Annotated in this window: 12 protein-coding genes; all 12 read right to left on the bottom strand. The window is 75.1% G+C overall.

The genetic code is table 11. The features are described from left to right. Positions 1–4 precede the first annotated feature (4 nt). A complete protein-coding gene (locus MT994_RS08200) occupies positions 5–478 on the bottom strand; it encodes an LpqN/LpqT family lipoprotein (protein WP_354805866.1) in 474 nt (157 codons plus the stop codon). 131 nt (positions 479–609) lie between these two features. Then, the gene (locus MT994_RS08195) at positions 610–882 is read right to left on the bottom strand and encodes a hypothetical protein (RefSeq protein WP_021482523.1); all 273 of its coding nucleotides are present in this window, start codon (positions 880–882) and stop codon (positions 610–612) included. A 135-nt stretch (positions 883–1,017) separates the two neighbouring features. Next, on the bottom strand, positions 1,018–5,496 hold the full coding sequence (locus MT994_RS08190; protein WP_061268516.1) for an FtsK/SpoIIIE domain-containing protein: 4,479 nt from the start codon (positions 5,494–5,496) through the stop codon (positions 1,018–1,020). 103 nt (positions 5,497–5,599) lie between these two features. After that, positions 5,600–6,301 carry a hypothetical protein gene (locus MT994_RS08185; RefSeq protein ID WP_043654136.1) on the bottom strand — a complete coding sequence of 234 codons (702 nt, stop codon included), beginning with the start codon at positions 6,299–6,301 and terminating at the stop codon, positions 5,600–5,602. After that, entirely contained in the window at positions 6,298–8,091 is a 1,794-nt protein-coding gene (locus MT994_RS08180; RefSeq protein ID WP_354805864.1) for a protein kinase, read from the bottom strand. The genes MT994_RS08185 and MT994_RS08180 overlap by 4 nt, the downstream gene beginning before the upstream one ends. Then, on the bottom strand, positions 8,088–9,788 hold the full coding sequence (locus MT994_RS08175) for an FHA domain-containing protein (protein WP_354805863.1): 1,701 nt from the start codon (positions 9,786–9,788) through the stop codon (positions 8,088–8,090). Before MT994_RS08175 ends, MT994_RS08180 begins: the two co-directional genes overlap by 4 nt. Continuing rightward, positions 9,785–10,642 carry a protein phosphatase 2C domain-containing protein gene (locus MT994_RS08170; RefSeq protein ID WP_354805862.1) on the bottom strand — a complete coding sequence of 286 codons (858 nt, stop codon included), beginning with the start codon at positions 10,640–10,642 and terminating at the stop codon, positions 9,785–9,787. Before MT994_RS08170 ends, MT994_RS08175 begins: the two co-directional genes overlap by 4 nt. Beyond that, complete coding sequence (locus MT994_RS08165; protein ID WP_354805861.1) at positions 10,639–12,252, bottom strand: RDD family protein; 1,614 nt, start codon at positions 12,250–12,252, stop codon at positions 10,639–10,641. The genes MT994_RS08170 and MT994_RS08165 overlap by 4 nt, the downstream gene beginning before the upstream one ends. After that, positions 12,249–14,750 (bottom strand): transglutaminase-like domain-containing protein, encoded by a 2,502-nt coding sequence (locus MT994_RS08160; protein WP_354805860.1) that lies wholly within the window; start codon positions 14,748–14,750, stop codon positions 12,249–12,251. Before MT994_RS08160 ends, MT994_RS08165 begins: the two co-directional genes overlap by 4 nt. Beyond that, entirely contained in the window at positions 14,750–16,093 is a 1,344-nt protein-coding gene (locus MT994_RS08155; RefSeq protein WP_082774863.1) for a DUF58 domain-containing protein, read from the bottom strand. The genes MT994_RS08160 and MT994_RS08155 overlap by 1 nt, the downstream gene beginning before the upstream one ends. Positions 16,094–16,175: 82 nt before the next feature. Continuing rightward, positions 16,176–17,150: a MoxR family ATPase gene (locus MT994_RS08150; protein WP_061269450.1), complete on the bottom strand. Its 975-nt coding sequence runs from the start codon at positions 17,148–17,150 to the stop codon at positions 16,176–16,178. 47 nt (positions 17,151–17,197) lie between these two features. Continuing rightward, positions 17,198–20,067, bottom strand: a 2,870-nt coding sequence (locus MT994_RS08145) for a fibronectin type III domain-containing protein (RefSeq protein ID WP_354805859.1), incomplete at its 5' end; no start/stop codon positions are given.

Raw genomic sequence — 20,067 nt, 5'->3', positions numbered from 1 at the left:
GGGGTCAGCGGTCGACGCGGAGGCTCTCCTGGACCGCGCGGATCTCCCCCGCGGCCCACGGGTGCTGCGTCAGCGTGCACGTCCCCGTCGTCTGCACGAGGTCGGCCACGGGGCCGCGCGGGACCACGACGGTGCGCACCGCCTGCACGAGGACCGTGCCCCCGCCCCCCTTGAACGACGCCTCCAGCCAGCGCCCCGGCAGGCCGTCGACGTCCACCTCGCCGCCGTCGAGCTCGCGCAGGCGCGGCATCGGCCGGAGCTTGCGGAGCACCTCGGCGTGCGCGTCCTCGAGCGTCTGCTCCGCCCGGATCCGCGACACCGTGACGATGACGTTCGGGTTGAACTCCCCCGGCTCGACCTCGCGGCCGAGCGCGAGCGGCAGGCCCACGTGCGGGAGCGGGACCCACCTCTCCGGCGCGACCACGCGCACCCCCACGGGCGCGGGGAAGTCGTCGCTCGGGTAGCGCAGCTCGGTCATGCGTCAGGTCCTCTCGTCGGGGGTGGGCGCCACCGGGCGCGTCAGCAGTCTCGCACCCGACGCCGGGCGTGCGTACGCCGAGGGCGCGGGACCCTCTCGGGGTCCCGCGCCCTCGGCGGAGCTCAGCCGGATCAGCTGTTCGAAGCCTGCTCCTGCTGCTGCGCGTTCTGCGTGGCCTTCTGGCCCGCGTCCGTCAGCGTCTGCGCGACGTTGTTCAGCTGCGTCTGCGCGGCCGGCCAGTCGCTGCCCTTGAACTGCTGGGCGTCGGGGCCCTCCCACGGCACGCTCTGGATCTGGGAGTTCAGGTTCTGCATCGTCGTCCGGATCTCGTCCGCCTTCTGCTGCAGCGTCTGACCGAGCCCACGGAGCTCCTCGACGTTCGCGCCCCACATGCCACCAGCCATGGTGTTCTCCTTCTGTGTCTCGACCCCCACCCTGCGTGGACGTCGTCCCGTTGTCGATGGCAGTACTCAACCATCGGGCCACGAGCGCCGTCGATGGGGAGGTGTCCCCATGAGGTGCCCGTGGTCGTCACGTCGCTACCGCGGGAGCGCGACGTGCAGCTTGCGTGCCCTCCCCGAGACCACGAGGAAACCGCGTCCCGGCGGGAAGTCCGCGCGGCGGATGCGGCCCAGCCCCGTCCCGAGCAGCGTGTCGCCGTCGAGGTCGCCGGGCGTCAGGAGCAGACCGGTGCGGCCCGCCTTGAACGGCTGCGCGATCGCCCACGCCTGGCCCCACGTCGAGGACTCCGCCTCGCCCACGACGAGCTGCTCGGCCCGCGTGGCGGCCCGCACGAACGCGACGAGCGGCTGCTCGGCCGGGGTGCCGGTGAACTCGGTCACCGACTCGACCAGCACCGTGAGCGTGCCAGGACGCAGCGACCCGCCCTCGATCGCCTGGGTGAGCGTCTCGAGGAGCGTCACGACCTCCTCGGGCGACGTCGCGACGGTGTCCCACGCGTCGAGCGCCGAGATGCTCGTGCGGCGCGGCGAGAGGTACACGACCCGGCCCGCGCGCGCCCGGCGCACGGCCTGCGCGATGGTGACGAGCGCCGTCGTGCGGCCGCCCCCGGGAGGGCCGGAGAGCATGAACGTGCCGCGCGCGGGGAGCCCCACGGGCGCGATGTCGAGGTCGTCGAGGCCGATCGTCGGGCGCCCGCCCGTGACCTCGGGCAGCGACTCGAGCGCGAAGCCGTCCGGCAGCCGCTCGACGCCCGGCGCCTGCGGGATGCCGAGCCGCGTCATCGCGTCGCGGAGCTTGCCGAGCTCGCGCGCCTGGAGCGCGACGTTCGGGTCGCCACCGAGCACCGCGACCTGGACCTCGTTCTCGTCGAGGACGCCGCGACCGGGCGGGGACGTCAGCGACAGCACGTCCTTCGGGACGCCGAGCGTCAGGTAGTCGTCCTCGCTCGCGAGGCGCAGCACGAGCCGCTTCTGGATCGTCGAGCCGAGCGACGTCGGGACGGACGCCGCGCGGTCGCCCGCGACGACGACGTGGACGCCGACCTGGCGCCCGTCGGTCGCGACGGCCGTGAACGCGCCCCACACGGGGAACGCGTGCGCGGGCCGGAACTCGTACGACTCGCGGAACGCACCGATGCCGTCGACCAGGAGCAGGATGCGCGGCTCGTCGGGCGCGCCGGCGAGCCGGCGGTACTCGTCGAGGCTGCCCGCGCGGACGGCGGCGTAGCGGGCGGACCGCTCGTCCACGAGGTCGCGCAGGGTGCGCAGCAGGCGCTGGACGCGCTCCTCGTCGTCGCCCGAGATGACGGCGCCGACGTGCGGCAGGTCCTCGAGCATCCGCAGGCCGCTCGCGCCCGCGTCGATCGCGTACACCTGGACGGGGCCGCCGCGCGCGGTGATGGCGGCCGAGACCGCGATCGTCCGCAGCGTCGCGCTCTTGCCCGAGCCTCCCGTGCCGTAGATCGCCATGTTGCCGTCGCGGTCGGGCTCGTAGAACACCGTCGGCTGGGCCTGCGACTTCGGGTCGTCCTCCACGCCGAGCAGCAGCATCGTGTCCGTGCGCGGGTTGGGCAGGCGCGCGAGGTCGTACGTCGGCGCGAGCTCGGCGAGCCACGGCTTGCGCGGCATCGGGACGGCGGCCTCGGTCGCGGCCCGCGAGATCGTCGCGACGACGCGCGCGATGTCGTTGGGGCCGGGGTCCGTGACCTCCTCGACCTCGGGCTCCGGGAGCTCCCAGCGCACCCCGGTGCCGAACGACATCTCCTGCACGTCGATCCGGGGACGCTCGGGGCGCGACGTCGTCCAGCCGCCGGCGTAGCCGGTCTGGAACGGCGTGATCCGGCCGGGGCCGGTCTTCACGGCGCCGCGGCCCGGGATCGACGGGTCGAAGTGCGCGGCCATGGGGATGCCGAGGATGTCCGTCGAGTCGTCCTCGTCGGCCATGCGCAGCGCGACGCGCAGGTTCGTGTTGGCGCGCAGGTTGTCCTTGATGACGCCCGCGGGACGCTGCGTGGCGAGGATGAGGTGCAGCCCGAGGGACCGGCCGCGCTGGGCGACGTCCACGACGCCGTCCACGAACTCGGGGACCTCGTTGACCAGGGCCGCGAACTCGTCGACGACGATGAGCAGGCTCGGCGGCGCGTCCGGGTCGCCCGTGCGCTCGAGGGACGCGAGGTCCTTGGCCTTCTTCCGGTTGAGCAGGTGCTCGCGGTAGCGCAGCTCGGCCCGCAGCGACGTGAGCGCGCGGCGCACGAGGTGGGGCGAGAGGTCCGTGACGAGCCCGACGGTGTGCGGCAGGTTCACGCAGTCCGCGAACGCGGCGCCGCCCTTGTAGTCGACGAACAGGAACGTCACGCGGTCCGGGCTGTGCGCGGCGGCCATGCCGAGCACCCAGGACTGGAGGAACTCGGACTTGCCCGCACCCGTCGTCCCGCCCACGAGCGCGTGCGGGCCCTGCGTGCGCAGGTCGAGGTACAGGGGCTCCGTGCCGGAGTGGCCGACGAGCCCGCGCAGGTTGGTCGGCGCCGAGCGCCGTACCGGCGGGGAGCCGTCGCGCGGCGTGAGCGACCCGTTCTCGCGCCACGCGTCGATGAGCCGGCTCGGGTCCTCCGCGAGCGCCGTGCCCGCGAGCGCGAGGTAGGAGACCGAGCGCGGGAGGTCGGAGTCGTCGTCGACGGGCGCGCCGACGTCGACCACCGGGGCCAGGATGCGCGCGACCTCGTGCGCCGTCGCGAGGTCCACCGTCTCGCACGCGACGGGGAAGGTCAGGCGCCCGACGCGGACCTCGCCGCTCGTCGCGCCGGCGGAGCCGCCCGGGGTGTCGGCGGTGTCGACGGTGTCCACGAGCACGAACGTGCGGCACGCGGCCGGGAGCTGCTCGACGGACGGCGCGACCCACACGACGTGCACGCCGGCGTCCGCGCCGCGCTCGACGAGGCGCGTGAGGCGCGAGCGGTCGACCGGGGCGTCGTCCTCGACGAGCACGACGACGGTCGGCAGGACCGGCTTGGGGGTGTCCTCTCCCTCCTCGGGGTCGATCGGCCCGCGCAGCTCGGCGTGCGTGCCGAGGTCGGCACCGCGCAGCTCGACGAGGTCCTCGAGCCGGGACAGGAGCGACTGCGCGGCCCCCGGGTTGTCGGCGAGGTGCTCGCCGCCCAGCGGGCTGTGGGCCGACCCGGTGTGCGGGAGCCACTCGAGCCACTCCCAGTCCGCACGCGAGCGCTGCGACGTCACGGCGGCGAGCACGAGCTCCGACGGCGAGTGCAGGCCCGCGAGCTGGACCAGCACACCGCGCGCGACGGCGTCGACCGCGGCGCCCGCCCCCGCGACGCCGAGCGCGCCGTCGGTCCGCAGGCGCGCGACGACCGGGACGCCGGAGATCGTGGCGCACTGCGCGTGCAGCTTCTCGAGCTCGTTCCAGTACTCCGGCAGCGTGTTGTTCTCGTTCGGCTGCTCGAGCTGCGTGCGCGCGGGCGCGGAGCCGAGACCGATCCGGACGGAGAGGAACGCGTCGTGCTCCGGGCGGTGCGTCCACAGCAGGCCGCCGAGGCGCCGCACCGCGTCGACCGTGTCGGCCACCGAGGGCGCCTCGGAGAGCCGCACCGCGCGCTCGACCGCGTGCGTGCGGTCGATCGTGTCGCGCATCGCGACGACGGCAGCCTCGAACTGCTCGCGCTGCGCCTTGAGCTTGCGCCGCGCCTGCACCTTCTGGTCGAGGTAGTTGCCGAGCATGAGGATCGGGCTGAGCCCGATGAAGACGATCGACAGGACGTTGCGCGTGACGGAGTAGAGGATCACGCCCATGAGGAGCGGCGCGACCATCGCGAGGTAGGGGAACCGCTGCGGCTCGGGCGGCTGCGGCGGCTTGGGCGCGCGCAGCTTGCGCTCGCCGAAGCGGGCCACGACGCGCGGGGACCGGTTGAACTCCACGACGGGGCTCGTCGGCGCGAGGCTCGTCGTGCGGTGCAGCGCGACGACCGAGACCACGGTCGAGCCGATGGTCACGGTGTCCGCGGACGTGAGCGTCGAGCGCAGCATGCGCTGACCGCCCATGACCAGGCCGTTCGCGGAGTTCGTGTCCGTGATCTCGATCGTCTCGCCGACCGTGATGCGCGCGTGCCGCTTCGACACCTGCGGGTCGCTCAGGCGGATGTCCATGTTGCGGTCGCGCCCGAGGTAGCTCGTGCCGACGGGCAGCGAGAACTCGCGCCCCGCGTCGGGGCCCTCCAGCACGCGCAGCACGGCGACCGCGGCCCCGCGGTCCTGCCCGGGCGAGTCGAACTGCTCGGAGACCCGCACGATCGAGACGGTCGACCCCGAGCGCAGGCCCGCCTCGACGAGGTCGCTCGTCGGCGACAGCACGCGGCCCTGGCCGCTGCCCGACGGCGACGTCCCGACCTGCAGCGTGAGCCGGTCCGGGACGGCGGTGCCCGCGCGCGTCGGGTCGCCCGCGAACAGCGCCTCGGCGACGTCGCGCACCGACGCCGTCGCGTCGGCCGTGACGGCGACGTTCGTCGTGCTGGCGTCGGGGCGGTGCAGCGTGAGCTTGATTCGCACGGGAGTTCCTCGTTCGGGTCCGGGTGGTCAGCGGCGGACGGCGAGCGGTCGACGGGCGCGACCGACCGGAGCGCGCGGCGCGCGCTCGCAGGAGCGGGTCGGCTCAGCCGTCGTCGGTCAGGTCGAGCAGGGGCAGGTCGGCCGCCGTCACGAGGCGCGACGCGACGGCGTACTCGACGAGGCGCGCGCGGCGGTTCGTCGCGAGCGCGCCGGGCCCGCCGCGCAGGCCCTTGACGCCGATCCGGTCGAGCTTGTCGCACACGTTGTCGAGCTTGCGGTTGAAGCGCGTCGTCGCCCAGCCGAGCCGGGCCGCCGCCGCGGCGGACGACGGGATCTCCGACAGGCCCGTGCCGTCGCGCCGCAGCATCGGCTCGGCGAGCGCCACGATGAGCTGCTTCTGGCTCGTCGTGAACGTGATCATGCCGATCGTCGTCGCGCCGCCCGCCTCCGGGTCCTCCGAGCGGATCTCCTGGTAGGGCGCGCCGCGCAGCTGCGCGGTGATCTCGTACGTCGTCGGCCCCGCGGTGAACACGATCGACGTCGTCGGGAAGACGATCGGCAGACGGTTGCCCGGGGAGAGCCACGACTGGACGCCGCCGCCCGAGTCGCACACCGTCGCGGAGATGAGCGACCCGACGTTGGCGAGCCACCAGATGCCGCCCTCGTGCGCGATGCGCAGGAAGCGCCGGTGCAGGTACGGGTTGTCCTCGATCGCGAGGTCCCCGTCGCGCCCGATGTCGAACGGGTCGCCGTCGGTGGACGGGCGGAACCACTCCCCGCAGAACTCGACCGCCAGCTCGCTCATGCCGCCTCCCCCGTGACGCACGCCTTCTGCGGCGAGGCCGAGACCTTGCCGTCGCGGTCGACGATGACCTCGACGCAGACCTGCTCGCCGGGCTTGGCCCGGAGCTCGACCGACGTCTTGTCGAAGTTCTCCTTGAACGGCGTCTCCTCGATCGGGTCGATCTTGCGCCACCAGAAGGAGTCGTCCTCGAGCGCCTTGTCCGAGTCGTAGGCCCACGTGAACGTCGCGACCTCGCGCGCCGGGTCGTAGGTGCCGACGAGGTTGTTCACCGGGGGCACGAGGTCGCCGAGGTTGTCCGACGGGACGAAGTCGTCGTCGGGCGAGGCCGAGCTCTCGCCGCCCGCGGTGGTCTCCGTGTCGTCCGGCGTCGCGTCGGGCCGCAGGAGGAAGAAGCCCCCGACGGCGACCGCGACGCCGACGACGCCCGCGACCGTCGCCCAGAGCGCGCCGCGGCCGGAGCGCTGCTCCTGCGGGGACGCGTCGTCGGGCGCCTGGTCCGGCCCGGCGGTCCGGTGCACGGTGTCCTCGACGGGCGGGGTCCCCCAGCCACCGGGACGCCGCGGGCCGGGGTACAGCCGTGAGGGGTCCGTGAGCTCCGCGACGGGCGCGCCGCCCTGCCCGACGGCGGTCGTCGGCACCGTGCCGGACGTCCCCGCCGAGGGCCCCTGGTCCCACGCGGCGGGCGCGTACGGCACCTGGGGGCGGTACGGCGTCGGCTGCCCGGGCGCGGTGCCCGGGGCGACGGTCTGCCCGGGCCACGCACCGGGCGGGGCGGTGTGCAGCGGGGTCGTCGGCTGCGTCGGACGGCCGGGCGCCACGGGCCCCGCGGACGTCCCGGTCCCGGACGGGTCGATCGAGACGACCTGGCGGAGGCGCGTCCCGGCGTCGTCGTCCGGCTCCTCCTCCTGGACGTGGCCCGAGTCGTCGAGCAGGTCGATCGGCGTCACCGCGTACGACAGCTCGTTCTGGACCTGCTGGAGGGCGCGCGCGAACGCGAGGACCGTCGGGTAGCGCGACGCCGGGCTCTTCGCCATCGCCGTCGCGAGCACGCGCTCGAGCGAGGCCGGGACGTCGGTGCGGCCCGTGGGCGGCAGGGGCGAGCCCTCGATGCGCGAGATGAGGTTCGCGCTCGAGTTCGACCCGCCGGGCACCTCGAACGGCGTGCGCCCGGCGAGCAGCGTGTACGTCGTCGCGGCGAGCGCCCAGACGTCCGTCGCGATGCCGCTGCGCGGGGGCTCCGCGAACGACTCCGGCGGGGACCACGGGATCGACATGCCCTCGGCGCGCGCGGCGTCGTCGACCGTGGACGAGATGCCGAAGTCCGTGAGCGCGGGGTGCCCGTACTCGGTGACGAGGATGTTCGCGGGCTTGATGTCGCGGTGCAGGATCCCGGCGCGGTGCGCCGTCTCGACGGCACCGGCGATCTGGACGGCCGTGCGCAGCGCCTCCGCGACGGGGAGCCGCTCGGTGCGGTAGCGCGCGCCGAGGTTGGGCCGCGAGCAGTACTCCATCGCGAGGTACGGGCGGCCGTCGTCCGCGATGTCCGCCTCGTACATCGTGACGATCGACGGGTGCGTCGAGAGCGTCGCCATGAGGTCGGCCTCGGCGTCGAACGCCGCGCGCTGCGAGTGGCTCGACCACTCGTGCAGCAGCACCTTCACCGCGACGCGGCGGCGCGGGCGCTGCTGCTGGTACAGGAAGACGTCCGAGAACCCGCCCGAGCCGATGAGCGAGACGTACTCGAAGCCGCGGATCTCCGGTGGTGGGGACGGTGCGCGCTTGCTGCTCACCGGATCCCCTCGAAGCGCAGGGTCACGCCGTCGCCCAGGTCGGCGACGTCGCCGTCGACGACGAGGACCGGCTCGGACGGGTGCAGGCGCCGCGGCGGCTGGTCGCCGCGCAGGAGCGTGGTCCCGTTCGTCGTCGCCATGTCGCTCACGAGCACGTGCCAGCCCTCGAGCGTGATCTCCAGGTGCGAGCGCGAGATGTCCTGCTGCGGGCTCGGCACCGTGACGAGGCGCGGGAGCTCCGCGGCCTGCGTGCGCGGCGAGCGCGGGCGGCGGCCCACGACGACGGGCCGGTCGAGCTCGAGCGTCTGCCCCGTCGAGACCACGACCCGGCCCAGCGGCGGGCGCACGGCGAGCTCGGCGTCGCCGTCGAGCGGCGCGTCGCACACGGCGCACGTGTCGCGCGACGGCGGGTTCGCGTGCCCCTCGGGGCACGTGCGCGCGAGGATCTGCTGCTGCCCCGGTGCGGGCGGCGGGCTGAAGGACGGGACCGGGGGCGGCACGGGCGCGTCCTCGACCGCCGGCTCCTGGGCCGCCGCGCGCAGGTCCGCGATCGCCGACGACAGCACGGTGTGGCCGTCGTGGTCGAGCCCGGCGACGGGCGCGGGCTCGTCGTCGGGCGTGACGGTCGCCGCCCGGTGCGCGGCGGCGGGCGTGGCGCCCGTCCACTCGCGCGGGACGCCCGCGATGAGGCCGTCCGGCGCGGGCGGCGGGGCGGGCACGGGCGCCTCGTCCGCCGGCGGGGCGGGGACGGCCGGGACGGGCGGCGCGGGCGGCACCGTGGCCGACGGCGCGGGCTCGTCGGCCTCGTCCGTCTCGTCGTCCTCCGCGGAGCGGACCGCGGCGTCCTCGACGGTCCGCAGGATGGTGGAGCCCCACAGGTGGGCGTAGTCGTCGTCCTCCTCCGGGGGCGCCTCGGAGACCGGCGCGGCCGGCTCCACGACGGGCGGCGGCTCGACGGCGTCGGGCTGCGGCGCGATCGTCTCCTCAGGGAGCCGGAGCGTCGCCCCGAGACCGCCGAGGACCGTCGTCGCCGACGGCACCGCGGGCGCCTCGGCGAGCGTCGCCGTCTCCGCGGCGGCGTGGCGCGCACCCGGACCGGGCTGCGAGGCCCGGTCCTCGGGGGCGCTCGCCTCCGAGGTGACGAGCCGGTCGTCGTCCGGCCCGGGGTCGGAGCCGAGGTCCTCGCCGCCCGACGCGACGGGCTGCTCGGGGCGCTCGACGAGCGGCCACGCGACCGCGGACGCGAGCACCACGCCCGACTCGAGCGGCACGGAGAGCGCGTCCCCGAGGAGCGGCCCGCCGGGAGGTGCGGGCTCGACGGGCACCACGCCCGCGTCCGCCTGGACGAGCAGCTCGACGACGTCGTCCAGCACCCGCTCCGACCAGGTGGTGACGCCCTCGCCCTCGACCTGGACGCGCTCGCCGCCGTCGAGCTCGAGCGTGACGGAGAGGCGGCCGCGCGCGGCCACGTGGACGCGACGGCCCGTGACGACCGCGACGACGAACGGCGGCACCGTGCGCAGGCTGGAGCCGAACGCGCCCGTGAGGACCTGGAGGACCTCGACGACGCCCGCGTCGGTGCCGAGCTGGTCCCACACCTGCTCGACGAGCGAGGGCTCCACCGGTGCGGGCAGCACCACGACCGCGCCGCCGCGCACCACGGTGCGTGCCGTTCCGGTGACGTAGCGCAGCGTCACGTCAGACCCCCGATCTGCAGACGAACATCCCTGGGCAGCGTGTCCTCGTCGACGACCGGACCCGGCGCCGCCACCTGGTCCCGCGGCGTCGTGCTCCCGCCGCTCGTGTCGTCGGACACGCCCGTCGCGTCGACGACGACGACTGTGATGTTATCCCGGCCACCGGCCGCGATGGCCTCGTGGACCAGCCGCTCGGCCGCGGCCTGCGGGTCCGGCGTGGCGAGCAGGACCTCCGCGATCCGTTCGTCGGACAGCTCACCGGTGAGGCCGTCGGAGCAGACGAGCACGCGGTCGTGCCGCTCGATGGGCAGGTACCAGAAGTCGGCCTGCGGAGCGTTGCGCGAGCCGAGCGCACGCGTGACGACGTGGCGCCGCGGGTGCGTGAGCGCCTCCGTCGGGGTGAGGAGACCGGCGTCGACCATCTCCTGCACCTCGGAGTGGTCGACGCTCACCTGCTCCAGGCGGCCGCCCGCCAGGTGGTAGGTGCGCGAGTCGCCGACGTTCACGACGAGCCAGTACGGGTTGCCGTCCTGCTCGGAGACGACGACGCCCGTGACGGTCGTGCCGGCGCCGCGGCCCGGCTCGGTGACGATCGCCCGCACGTTCTCCTGCGCGACCGCGATGCGGGTCCGCACCTCCTCGGGCGTGACGACCTCGAGGTCGGCGAGCGGGCGCAGGGCCTCGACGGCCGTCGCGCTCGCGACCTCCCCCGCCTCGTGCCCGCCCATGCCGTCCGCGACGAAGAAGACGGAGCGCGCGGCGAGGAAGCGGTCCTCGTTGAGGAGGCGGCGGGCGCCGCGGTGCGACGCCGCGCCCCAGGCCAGGTGCACCTCGGCGGGCTGGTCGGTGGTCACGAGACTCCCGGGTGGACGACGAGGCGACGGTCGCCCACGTGGATGGTCGCGCCGACGGGGACGCGCACGCGCGTCCCCGGCTCGGCGACGCGGGGCGGGGCTCCGGGCACCGAGACGACGGTCCCGTTCGTCGAGCCGCGGTCGGTGAGCCACAGGCCGCTCGGGTCGACGCGCAGCTCGGCGTGCGTCTTGGAGACGGAGCGCGTCGGGTCGTCGAGGGCGACGAGGGTCCACGGGCCGTCGTCGGGCGCCTGGGGGTTGCGGCCCACGAGGGTCGGGCGGTCGACGGTGCGCCGCTCCCCCGACTCGAGCTCGAGGACGACGGCCACGTCGGGCGCGGGGTCCATCGCGCGCACGTCGCGCGCGGACATCCGGGTGCTGTCCCACTCGGGCTCGGCGGCCTCGGGGCCCGCCGGCGGGGCGGCGGACTGCGCAGCAGCCGCCGGGGCGGGCGTCGGCACGGGCGCTGGCACCGCTGCCGGCGGGGGCGCGGCGGGCGGCGGGGCGGACGCTCCGCTCCCGACGCCGGGGACGCCCGTGATGAGACCGCCCTCGGTGGGCGCGGGCGTGGACGGGAAGGCCCACGGGTCCGGCACGGGCGCGGCCGGCACCGCCCCGGACGCCGTGCCCGGGCGGGCCGACGAGGCGGGAGACGGCGGCGGCGCGAACGACGCGGCGGGGGTCGCGGCCGACGGGGCGGGCGGGCGCCCGGCGTCGGGCGCCGGGTACGAGGCCGGGTGGCCGCCCGGGGCGGCGGGGTACGCGCCGGGGGCGGCCGGGGCGCCGTACGCCCCGGCGGGGCCGCTCGCCACGAGCGAGGCGACGCCGTCGTACCCCGAGGACGTGGGGGCGACGCCGCGCACGTCGAGCACGAGCGACCGGCCCGCCTTGTCGTGCCAGCCCTGCGACCGGCCGGAGGAGTCGAAGCGCGGGCTGAGCAGCACGACGAGGATCCCGCCCAGCGGCACGACGCCCACGATGATCCAGCGCAGCGCCGCGCGCCCGAACCCGACCGGCCCGCGCGTGCCTGCGTCCACCGTGCGGATGCCGGTCGCGAGGTTGCCGAGCGTCTTGCCCGTCGACCCCTCCCAGAACCAGACGCCGACCCACCACGCGAGCGCGAGCACCGCGGCCACGACGTAGACCACGAGGATCTTGCCGAGCAGCGCGGCGGCCTCCTCCTGGGTCACCGTCTGCACGCTGCCGAGCGGCGCGCCCACGACCGCGAGACCCGCCACGAGGACGACGAGCGCGACGACGGCCGGCACGGCCGCGTCCACGAGGTAGGCGAGGAAGCGGCGGCCGGTCCCGGCGAAGGGCGCGGCGGCGAGGGACGACGGCGACGCCCCGGCCGAGACCGGGACGAAGGCCTTCTGCGTCGCCGCGTAGACCTCGGGCTCGGTCGTCGTGTCCGGCGCCGAGTGCGCGACGGCGGCGTACGGCAGGTCCGGCCCACCGCGGCCCGCGACGGCCTGGACGCCGCCGACCGGCCCGGCCGACGGCGCGGCGACGGGCCGGCCCGTCCGCGGGAACGGCTGACCGCACACCGCGCAGAACGCGGCCCCCGGGGACTGCGCGGACCCGCAGGCGGGGCACGTCACGTCGCTCATGACTCGTCTCCCTGTCGACTCGACGGCCCCGACGACGACCCTGCCGCCGGGGGCACGGCTCCACCCCGCGCACCGGCGCGGCGGCCGGGCAGCCACCGGCGCAGGCCCGCGGAACCGGCGCCCGCGCGCACGGACCGCAGCGAGAGCGCGGCGCGCACCCGCGCGCGACGGTTCACGGAGGAGCGTAGCCCTCCGACGACGGAGTCGACGTCCGCCCAGAACGCCTCGATCTCCTGCTCGGTCGGCTCCCCGGTGCCGAACACGGTCGCGTCGGCGCGGTGCGCGAGCGGGATGGTCGCCGTCGCGCCGTACGCCTGCGCGAGCAGCCCGGCGCCCTCGCGGCGCGTCGAGCCGGCGGGGACGGGCGTCCCGAGGTCGGTCGCGGCGTCGAGCACCTCGCGCCAGCCACCGCTCACGCGGTCGACGGGCCGTTCCGCGGCGCGGCGCCGCGCCCGGCGCCGCGCCTTGTACGCGAGCACGAGCACGACGGGCAGCGCGAGCAGCGCGAGCGGCACGACCACGGCGACGCCGATGAGGACGGCCTGGCCCCAGTCGAACCCGTCGCTGTCGGCCTTCTCCTTCTCCTCGTCGTCGATCTTCCCGGCCTCGGCCTCGGCCGGCTCCTCCGGCGGCTCCGGGTCCTCGAGGATCGGGGGCTTGGGCACCTGGAGGCTCTTCGGCTCGGGCTGGATCTTGTTGTCCTCGTCCGGGATCGCCGTGATCGGCACCCAGCCGTGCCCGACGAACGGCACCTCGGCCCACGCGTGCACGTCGGTCCCGGTCGCCGTGTACGGCTCGCCCGGCTCGAGCGGGTTCTTGTCCAGGTCGGGGTAGAAGCCCATGACGACGCGCGCCGGGATGCCGGCCTGGTTGGCCATGAGCGCGAGCGCGACGGCGAACTGCTCGTCGTCGCCCACCATCTCCTCGTCGGCGAGCAGCGTGTCGATCCGCTCCGCCGAGTGGCCCGGTCGCGACGGCGGCTGCGTGTCCAGCCCGCTCGAGAAGATGCCGCTCGCGACGAGGCCGTCGCGCAGCGCGTAGAGCTGGTCGACGGGCTCGGTCTCCTCGCCCATGAACTGCGCGGCCTTGCCGGCGAGCGACGCGGGCAGCACGCCCTTCGGCGGCGTGGGGACCTGCACCGACTGGTCGATCGCCCCGGCGCGCAGGTCGTCCTCGGTGGGCTCGGCCGTGACGAGCGCGTCGAGCGTGTAGGTGTCGCCCGGGCGCAGCCCGGCGGTCGACAGCGCCGTGCCGGTCGTGCCGTTGTAGTACGTCGTGTCGGCGAGCTCGCGCGCCCGCTCGCCGGTGTAGGTGATGCCCGCGAGCTGGCCGACGTCGGGCACCCACACCCCGGTGTAGTCGCCGACCTGGACGTCGAGGCGCGTCGGCGTGCCGGGCGCGACCGTCGCGATCTCCTGGCCCGCGCGCGTGTAGACGCCCGAGCCGGGCAGCCCGCTCGAGACGTCGTAGACGACGCCGTTGTAGGTGTCGAGCGCGGCGAGGCGGACCTTCGCGCCCGGGGGCAGGCCCCGGACGGTGAACAGCTCGTCCTCGCGCATGTCCTTCGCGTACTTGCGGAACGCCGTGAGCGGGCTGACGTACTGGTGCAGGTCGAGCGGCGGGACGACCGTCTCGCGCAGGACGGTGCGCGGGTCGTCGGGCAGGAGCGCGGGGGCCGCGAACGCCGCCGCGACGCCCCCGACGACGAGCATCGCCGCGCCCGTACGCACGCGGTGCCACCACAGGCGCCGGGTAGCGGCGCGGCTCGCCTCCGTCGTGATCTGGTGCGCGCCGAGCCGCGCGGCGGTGACGCGCCACCCCGCCCAGAGCAGGCCGACGCCGCCGAGCACGAGGCCCTGTGCGACCGGGTACGCCGCGATGACGGTCCCGAGCAGGATGACCGCCACGAACGCGACGGCCACGGGCACGAGCGCCCACGCGGCACGACGCGCGCGCCACGCGATCGTGCCCGCGAGGAGACCCGTGACGAGCATGAGCAGGTAGGGGACGACCGCGAGGTGCGGGAACGAGTGCAGCGGCGGGACCGTCGTGACGAACTCCTTCCAGCCCGTCACCGCCCCCCGCGCGAGGTCGGCGATCGTCGTGAGCGACGGGAGCACGCCGCCGATCGCGTCGGCGGGCAGGGCGAGCAGACCGCCCAGGAGGAGGTACGCGAGGACCGCGACCGGGAGCACGGTGTAGGCCGCCCAGCGCCGCCAGGCGCCGAGCCACGCGACCGCGAGACCGACGAGGGCGCCCCCCGCCGCGGGGAGCAGGTAGCCCGAGGAGCCCCAGACGGGGCCGAACCCGACGACCGTGGCACCGAGGACGAGGACGAGCGCGAGCGCGTCGACGGCGCCGAGCGCCGTGAGGGCGCGCGGCGTGTCGGCGCCTCTCAGCCGGGTCGTGTTCCGCTGCGACGTGCCGGACGAGGGCGCCGGCGTGCCGACCGGCGTGGCGCGGCGCGAGCCGCGCGTCGTGGTGCTGGGCGCGCTCATCAGTCGTTCAGCCTCCGCAGGGCGAGGGGGAGCTCGCCGAGCTCGCCGATGGTGAGGACGACGAGCTCCGCGATGGCGTGCCGGCTGAGGGACGCGCCGGGCACGCACTGGATCGCCATGACGCGCACGTCCTGCGGCAGGCGCGCCGACGCCGCACGGAGCTCCGTCGGGGTGACCCGGCTCCCGACGATGAACGCCACGACGGACGCGTCGGTGATCGTCAGGCCCGCGACGCGCGCGACGTCGACGAGGGACGTGCGCTGCGACTGCGTCTCCACGCGCGCGAGGTCGTCGAGGAGGCGCGTGCGGTGGTCGCCGCGCAGGTTGCCGTCGTTGACGAGGACCGTGACGCCGCGGTCCTCCTTGATCGCCTGGAGCCCGAGCGACCCGCACGCGCTCACGGCGAGCTCGAACTCGTCGTCGTGCGCGTAGTCCTCGGCGCGCGTCGAGAGCAGCACCGCGAGGTGCGAGCGCCGCGTCTCCTCGAACTGGCGCACCATGAGCTGGCCCGTGCGGGCCGTCGTCTTCCAGTGGATGTGGCGGCGGTCGTCGCCGGGCACGTAGTCGCGCAGCGCGTGGAACGACACGTCGGAGTTCGAGATGTCGGTGGTCACGCGGCCCTCGAGGTCCTTGAGGAACCCGGTCGACGAGCCGGACAGGTTCTTGACCCGCGGGTGGACGAAGAGCTCCTCGGGCTCGGTCCACACGACCTCGCGCCGCAGGAGCCCGAGCGGGTCGGCCCGCACGGAGCGCACCGGGCCGACGGAGATGACCGACCGCCGGTGGGTCGGCACGGTGAAGATCTCCTCGTGGCTCCCCTGCGGGCGCAGACGCGGCACGGGGAACGTCGCCATGCCCTGCCCCACGGGCAGCTCCATCACGGACGGGAGCAGCGGACGGGCCGAGTCGTTGCGGACGTCGAGCCGGCCCACCGCGCGGTCCCCCACCGTCACGCGCTGCTGCGCGAGGTCGAGCACGACGGCGTACCGGAAGCGCCCGAGGACGAACGCGACGGCCGCGAGCAGCGCGACCGTGAGCAGGACCGCCACGACGAGCAGCTCGAGCCACGACAGCGCGAGCCCCGCCCACCAGGCCGCGACCGTGACGACGAGCGCCGCCCAGCCGAACGGGCTGACGGCGGACGTCACGGGCCGGACCGTCCGCGCGGCGGGCGCGAGCGCACGCCCGACCGGCGCGGTGACCCGCGCGAGGGGTGCGGCCAGGGGGCGGAGCAGCCCGGCGAGGGCGGACCCCGCGCGGGGTGCGCCCGGGCGGCCGCCGCTGGCGGTGCGGCCGGAGCGGGCGCTGGGGCGCCCGCTCGTCGGGCCGGGGGTGGCGTTCATGGCATGAGCTCTCGGTCGGTGCGGGCCGTCGGTCCGCCGGCGGCGGGACGGCGTGCGGCCGGCGTGCGGGACGCCGGTCGTGTCAGGCGCTGCGGCGCTCCTGCGGCGCCGCGACGTCGGCGAGCAGGCGGCCGAGCACGGCCTCGTTCGTCGCGCCCGCGAACTCGGCCTCGGGGTCGAGCACGAGGCGGTGCGCCCACGTCGGCTGCGCCAGCTCCTTGACGTCGTCCGGCAGGACGTAGTTGCGCCCGTGCGCGGCGGCCCACACCTTCGCGCAGCGCACGAGGGCGAGCGCACCACGGACGGAGACGCCGACGCGCACCTCGGGCGCGTTGCGCGTCTCCTCGGCGAGCCGGGAGACGTACTCGAGCACCGCGCCGTCGACGTGCACCCGTGCGCCGAGCTCGGCCATCTCCGTGACGGCCTGCGTCGTGATGAGCGGCTGGAGCGTCTTGCTCCGGTCGCGGACGGACGCGCCCGAGAGGATCTCGACCGTCGAGGCGTGGTCCGGGTAGCCGATCGAGGCCTTCATGAGGAAGCGGTCGAGCTGCGCCTCGGGCAGGCGGTACGTCCCGGCCTGCTCGATGGGGTTCTGCGTCGCGATGACCATGAACGGGCGGCCGACCTCGTGACCGACGCCGTCGACCGTGACCCGGCCCTCCTCCATGACCTCGAGGAGCGCGGACTGCGTCTTGGGCGAGGCGCGGTTGATCTCGTCCGCGAGGACGATGGACGCGAAGATCGGGCCCTGGTGGAACTCGAACTTCCCCGTCTTCTGGTCGTAGATCGTCACGCCCGTGACGTCGGACGGCAGGAGGTCCGGGGTGAACTGGATGCGGTTGTTCGTGCCCTGGACGCTCGCAGCGAGGGCGCGCGCGAGCGAGGTCTTGCCGGTGCCGGGCGCGTCCTCGAGGAGGATGTGCCCCTCGGAGAGCATGCACGTCAGGGTCAGGCGCACGACGTGCGCCTTGCCCAGGACGGCCTGGCCCACGTTGCCGACGAGGCGGTCGAAGGTCTGAGCGAACCAGGTGGCCTGCTCGGGGGTCATGGTGGTCATTCGTCGCTTCCGTTCGCTGTGCTGTCCGAGGTGGGGCGCGGGCCGCGCTAGTACCACGTCATGGTGTTCGTGCTCCCGATGGTCGTCTCGATCCGCGCCGAGCCGCCCGGCTGGCCGTAGACGCACTGCTGGCCGCCGGAGTAGTTCCCGTTGCCGTCGGTCTGCAGGGCGCGGCCCTGGGCGTCGCGGCTGTAGTTGCCGGACCCGATCTGCGACCCGCCGCCGTAGCACGTCACCCGGAACGCGGTGTTGGCCGGGCCGTCCTTGATGGTGAGGTAGAGCTCGGCGCACGACGAGTGGGTGCAGTATCCCGGCCAGTTGCCGTCGGGGAGCTTGTGATTGCTCCCCTTGCTCACCGTGAGGACGGGCTCGGGCTTCTTGTCGGACGTCGCCGACCTGCACGTCTCCTTCGCGGCGCCCTCCGTCGGGGTGACCCGGACGCAGATCTCGCGCGTCTCGGAGTAGCCGACCGAGAGGCTCCCGGAGCCTTCCTTCTGGGTGGACTGGACCGCGCCGCGCACCTGCACGGAGTACCCGCGCCCGTTGCCCGCGGTCGACCAGCTGTACGTGATCGAGCGGTCGCCGCCGTTCATCGACACGACCGGCGCCGGGATGGGCCCGTAGGGCGACTCCTCGTTCGCCGTCGCCGCAGCGCCAGGCTCGCGCGCGCCGTCGACCCCCGCGACGGCGCGCACCGCGATCCGGTACGTCTTGCCGTTCGACAGCCCGCCGACGACCTTGTTCGCGCCGAGCGGCTGCCAGCCACCGCCGGCGTCGTACTGGTAGGAGATCTCCTCGGCCCGCACGCCATTGCCGGACGCGGCGCCGAACGACAGCTGGATCTGGCCGTCCGTGCCGTTCGCGTCGGCGCTGAGGTTCGACACCGCGCCCGGCTTTGCGAACGCGCGCACCGGGTCCGACGCCGGCGAGAACTCGGCGTCGCCGAGCTTGTCCGTCGCCTTGTTGTGCGCGCGCACCCGGAACGCGTAGCCCGTCGTGTCCGCCGGGACGCCGACCGTCGCGGACGTCGCGCCGCCGGCGGCGGTCGAGGTCTGCACGACGCTCCCGCCCCGCAGCGCCTCGATCGTGTACCGCGTGATCGGGGCGCCGTTGCCGTCCGGCGCGCCCCACGAGACCTGCATCTGCGACGTGTCGCCGATCGACGTGCGCTGCACCGCCGGCTTGGCGGGAGCCGCCGGCTTGCCCGCCGGCGTCTCGGCCGCCGAGTAGTCGCCCCAGTCCGAAGGGTCGGGGGCGAGGTTCACGGCCTGGGCGCGCACCTTGTACGCGACGCCGTTCTGCAGGCCGTCCCACGTCACCGACGTCCCGGTCAGGGCCGTCTTCTGCACGGCGCCGCCCGGCGGCGCGGGCGAGATCTCGAGGTTGACGGCCTGGATCGGGGAGCGGTCGGTGTAGGTCTTGTTGGTCCAGGTGACCGTGAGGGACTTGTCGCCGAACTCGAGGGTGGGTGCGGCGGGCGGGTCGGGCTTCTCGTCCGGTCGGGCGACGGCGGAGGCCGGGGAGGCGGGTCCGTCGCCGACGGCGTTGGTCGCGAAGACGGTGAACGTGTACTCGACGTTGTTGGTCAGCCCGTCCAGGGTGCAGGTGGTGGTGCCGCAGGCCTTCTCGTAGCCGTTCTGGGAGCGCACGGTGTAGCCGGTGATGTCGGCGCCGTTGTTGTTCGGCGGGTCCCAGGTGAGCACGACCGTCTTGGAGCGGACCTCGACGACCTGCGGGGTCGCGGGCGCCTCGGGCTTGCCCAGCACCTTGAGCTGGACGCGGCCCTCGACCTCGCGGTCGGGGTCCTTCGTCGCGTCCTGGATCCGGTACCGGACGACCATGACCCCGACGAAGTCGTCGCGCGGGGTGACCGAGACCTGGTCGCCCGAGACGGAGGCGGTGCCCTGCCCCGTCTCCACCACGGCGTCGACGAGGGTCAGCGGCCGGTCGGGGAACGGGTTGGAGTCGTTGGCCAGGACGGGCACGGTGGTGGCCTTGCCCTGGTGGGCGTCGTCGACGGTGTCGGGGTTGGCGCGGGCCAGGGGCCGGGTCGAGGCCACGACGGTCAGGGTCGCGGTGCCCTCGACCGGGGGGTGCTCGCCGTCGGTGACGGTGATCGGGACCTGCACGACCGAGCCCTTGGGCACGTCCGGGGTCGCCTGGGCGCGCAGCGTGGTGCCCTCGACGGACACGGTCACGCCCTGCGCCTGGCCGGTGGCCTTGAACGTCAGGGGGTCGCCGTCGGGGTCGGTCGCGAAGCGCGCGAGGTCGATCGAGGCCTCCTCGCCCGCTGCGACGTCGAGCGTCGGGGTCGACAGCTCCGGCGGCAGGTTCTCCGGCGGGAGCACCTGGACGGGGATCGTCAGGACGTTCGTCCGGCCCTCCGGGTCGTCCGGGCCCGACCCGTCCGTCACCTCGAACGACACCGACGCCGGGCCGGTGTAGTCCGCGTCGGGCGTGTAGACGATCTCGGTCACGGACGGGACCTGCCGGTCCCCCTCGGTGACCTTGACCTTGTCCTCGGTGGTCAGGCGCGGGGAGCGGCCCTCCACGACGAGCACGTGCTGGGTGAGGTCGATCGGGAGCGACTCCCCCGCCAGCACCTCGAGCTGCGTGCCCGGCCGCAGCGTGGGCTTCTGGTCGGTGAGGCCGGGGACCTTGACGAAGGCCTTGGCGGTCAGGCCGTCGATGTCGGTCGCGGTGTAGGTGATGACCTGGCGGCCCTCGGTGAGGGTGACGGTGAGCTCGCCGTCGGGGGTGACGCTCGCGGTGCTCGCGTCGGTGGTGACAGTGAGCTCGCTCGCGGCGCCGTCGGGGTCCTCGTCGTTGTCCAGGACGGGGACGGTGACCTCGGTCTTGCCCAGGATGTCCTCCACGGGCACGGTGTCGTCGCGCGCGACCGGGGGCAGCAGGGGCG

Origin of the sequence: Cellulosimicrobium sp. MI9406 (assembly GCF_040595865.1) — a bacterium.
GTDB lineage: Bacteria > Actinomycetota > Actinomycetes > Actinomycetales > Cellulomonadaceae > Cellulosimicrobium > Cellulosimicrobium funkei.
This window is presented reverse-complemented; position numbering and strand designations above follow the sequence as displayed.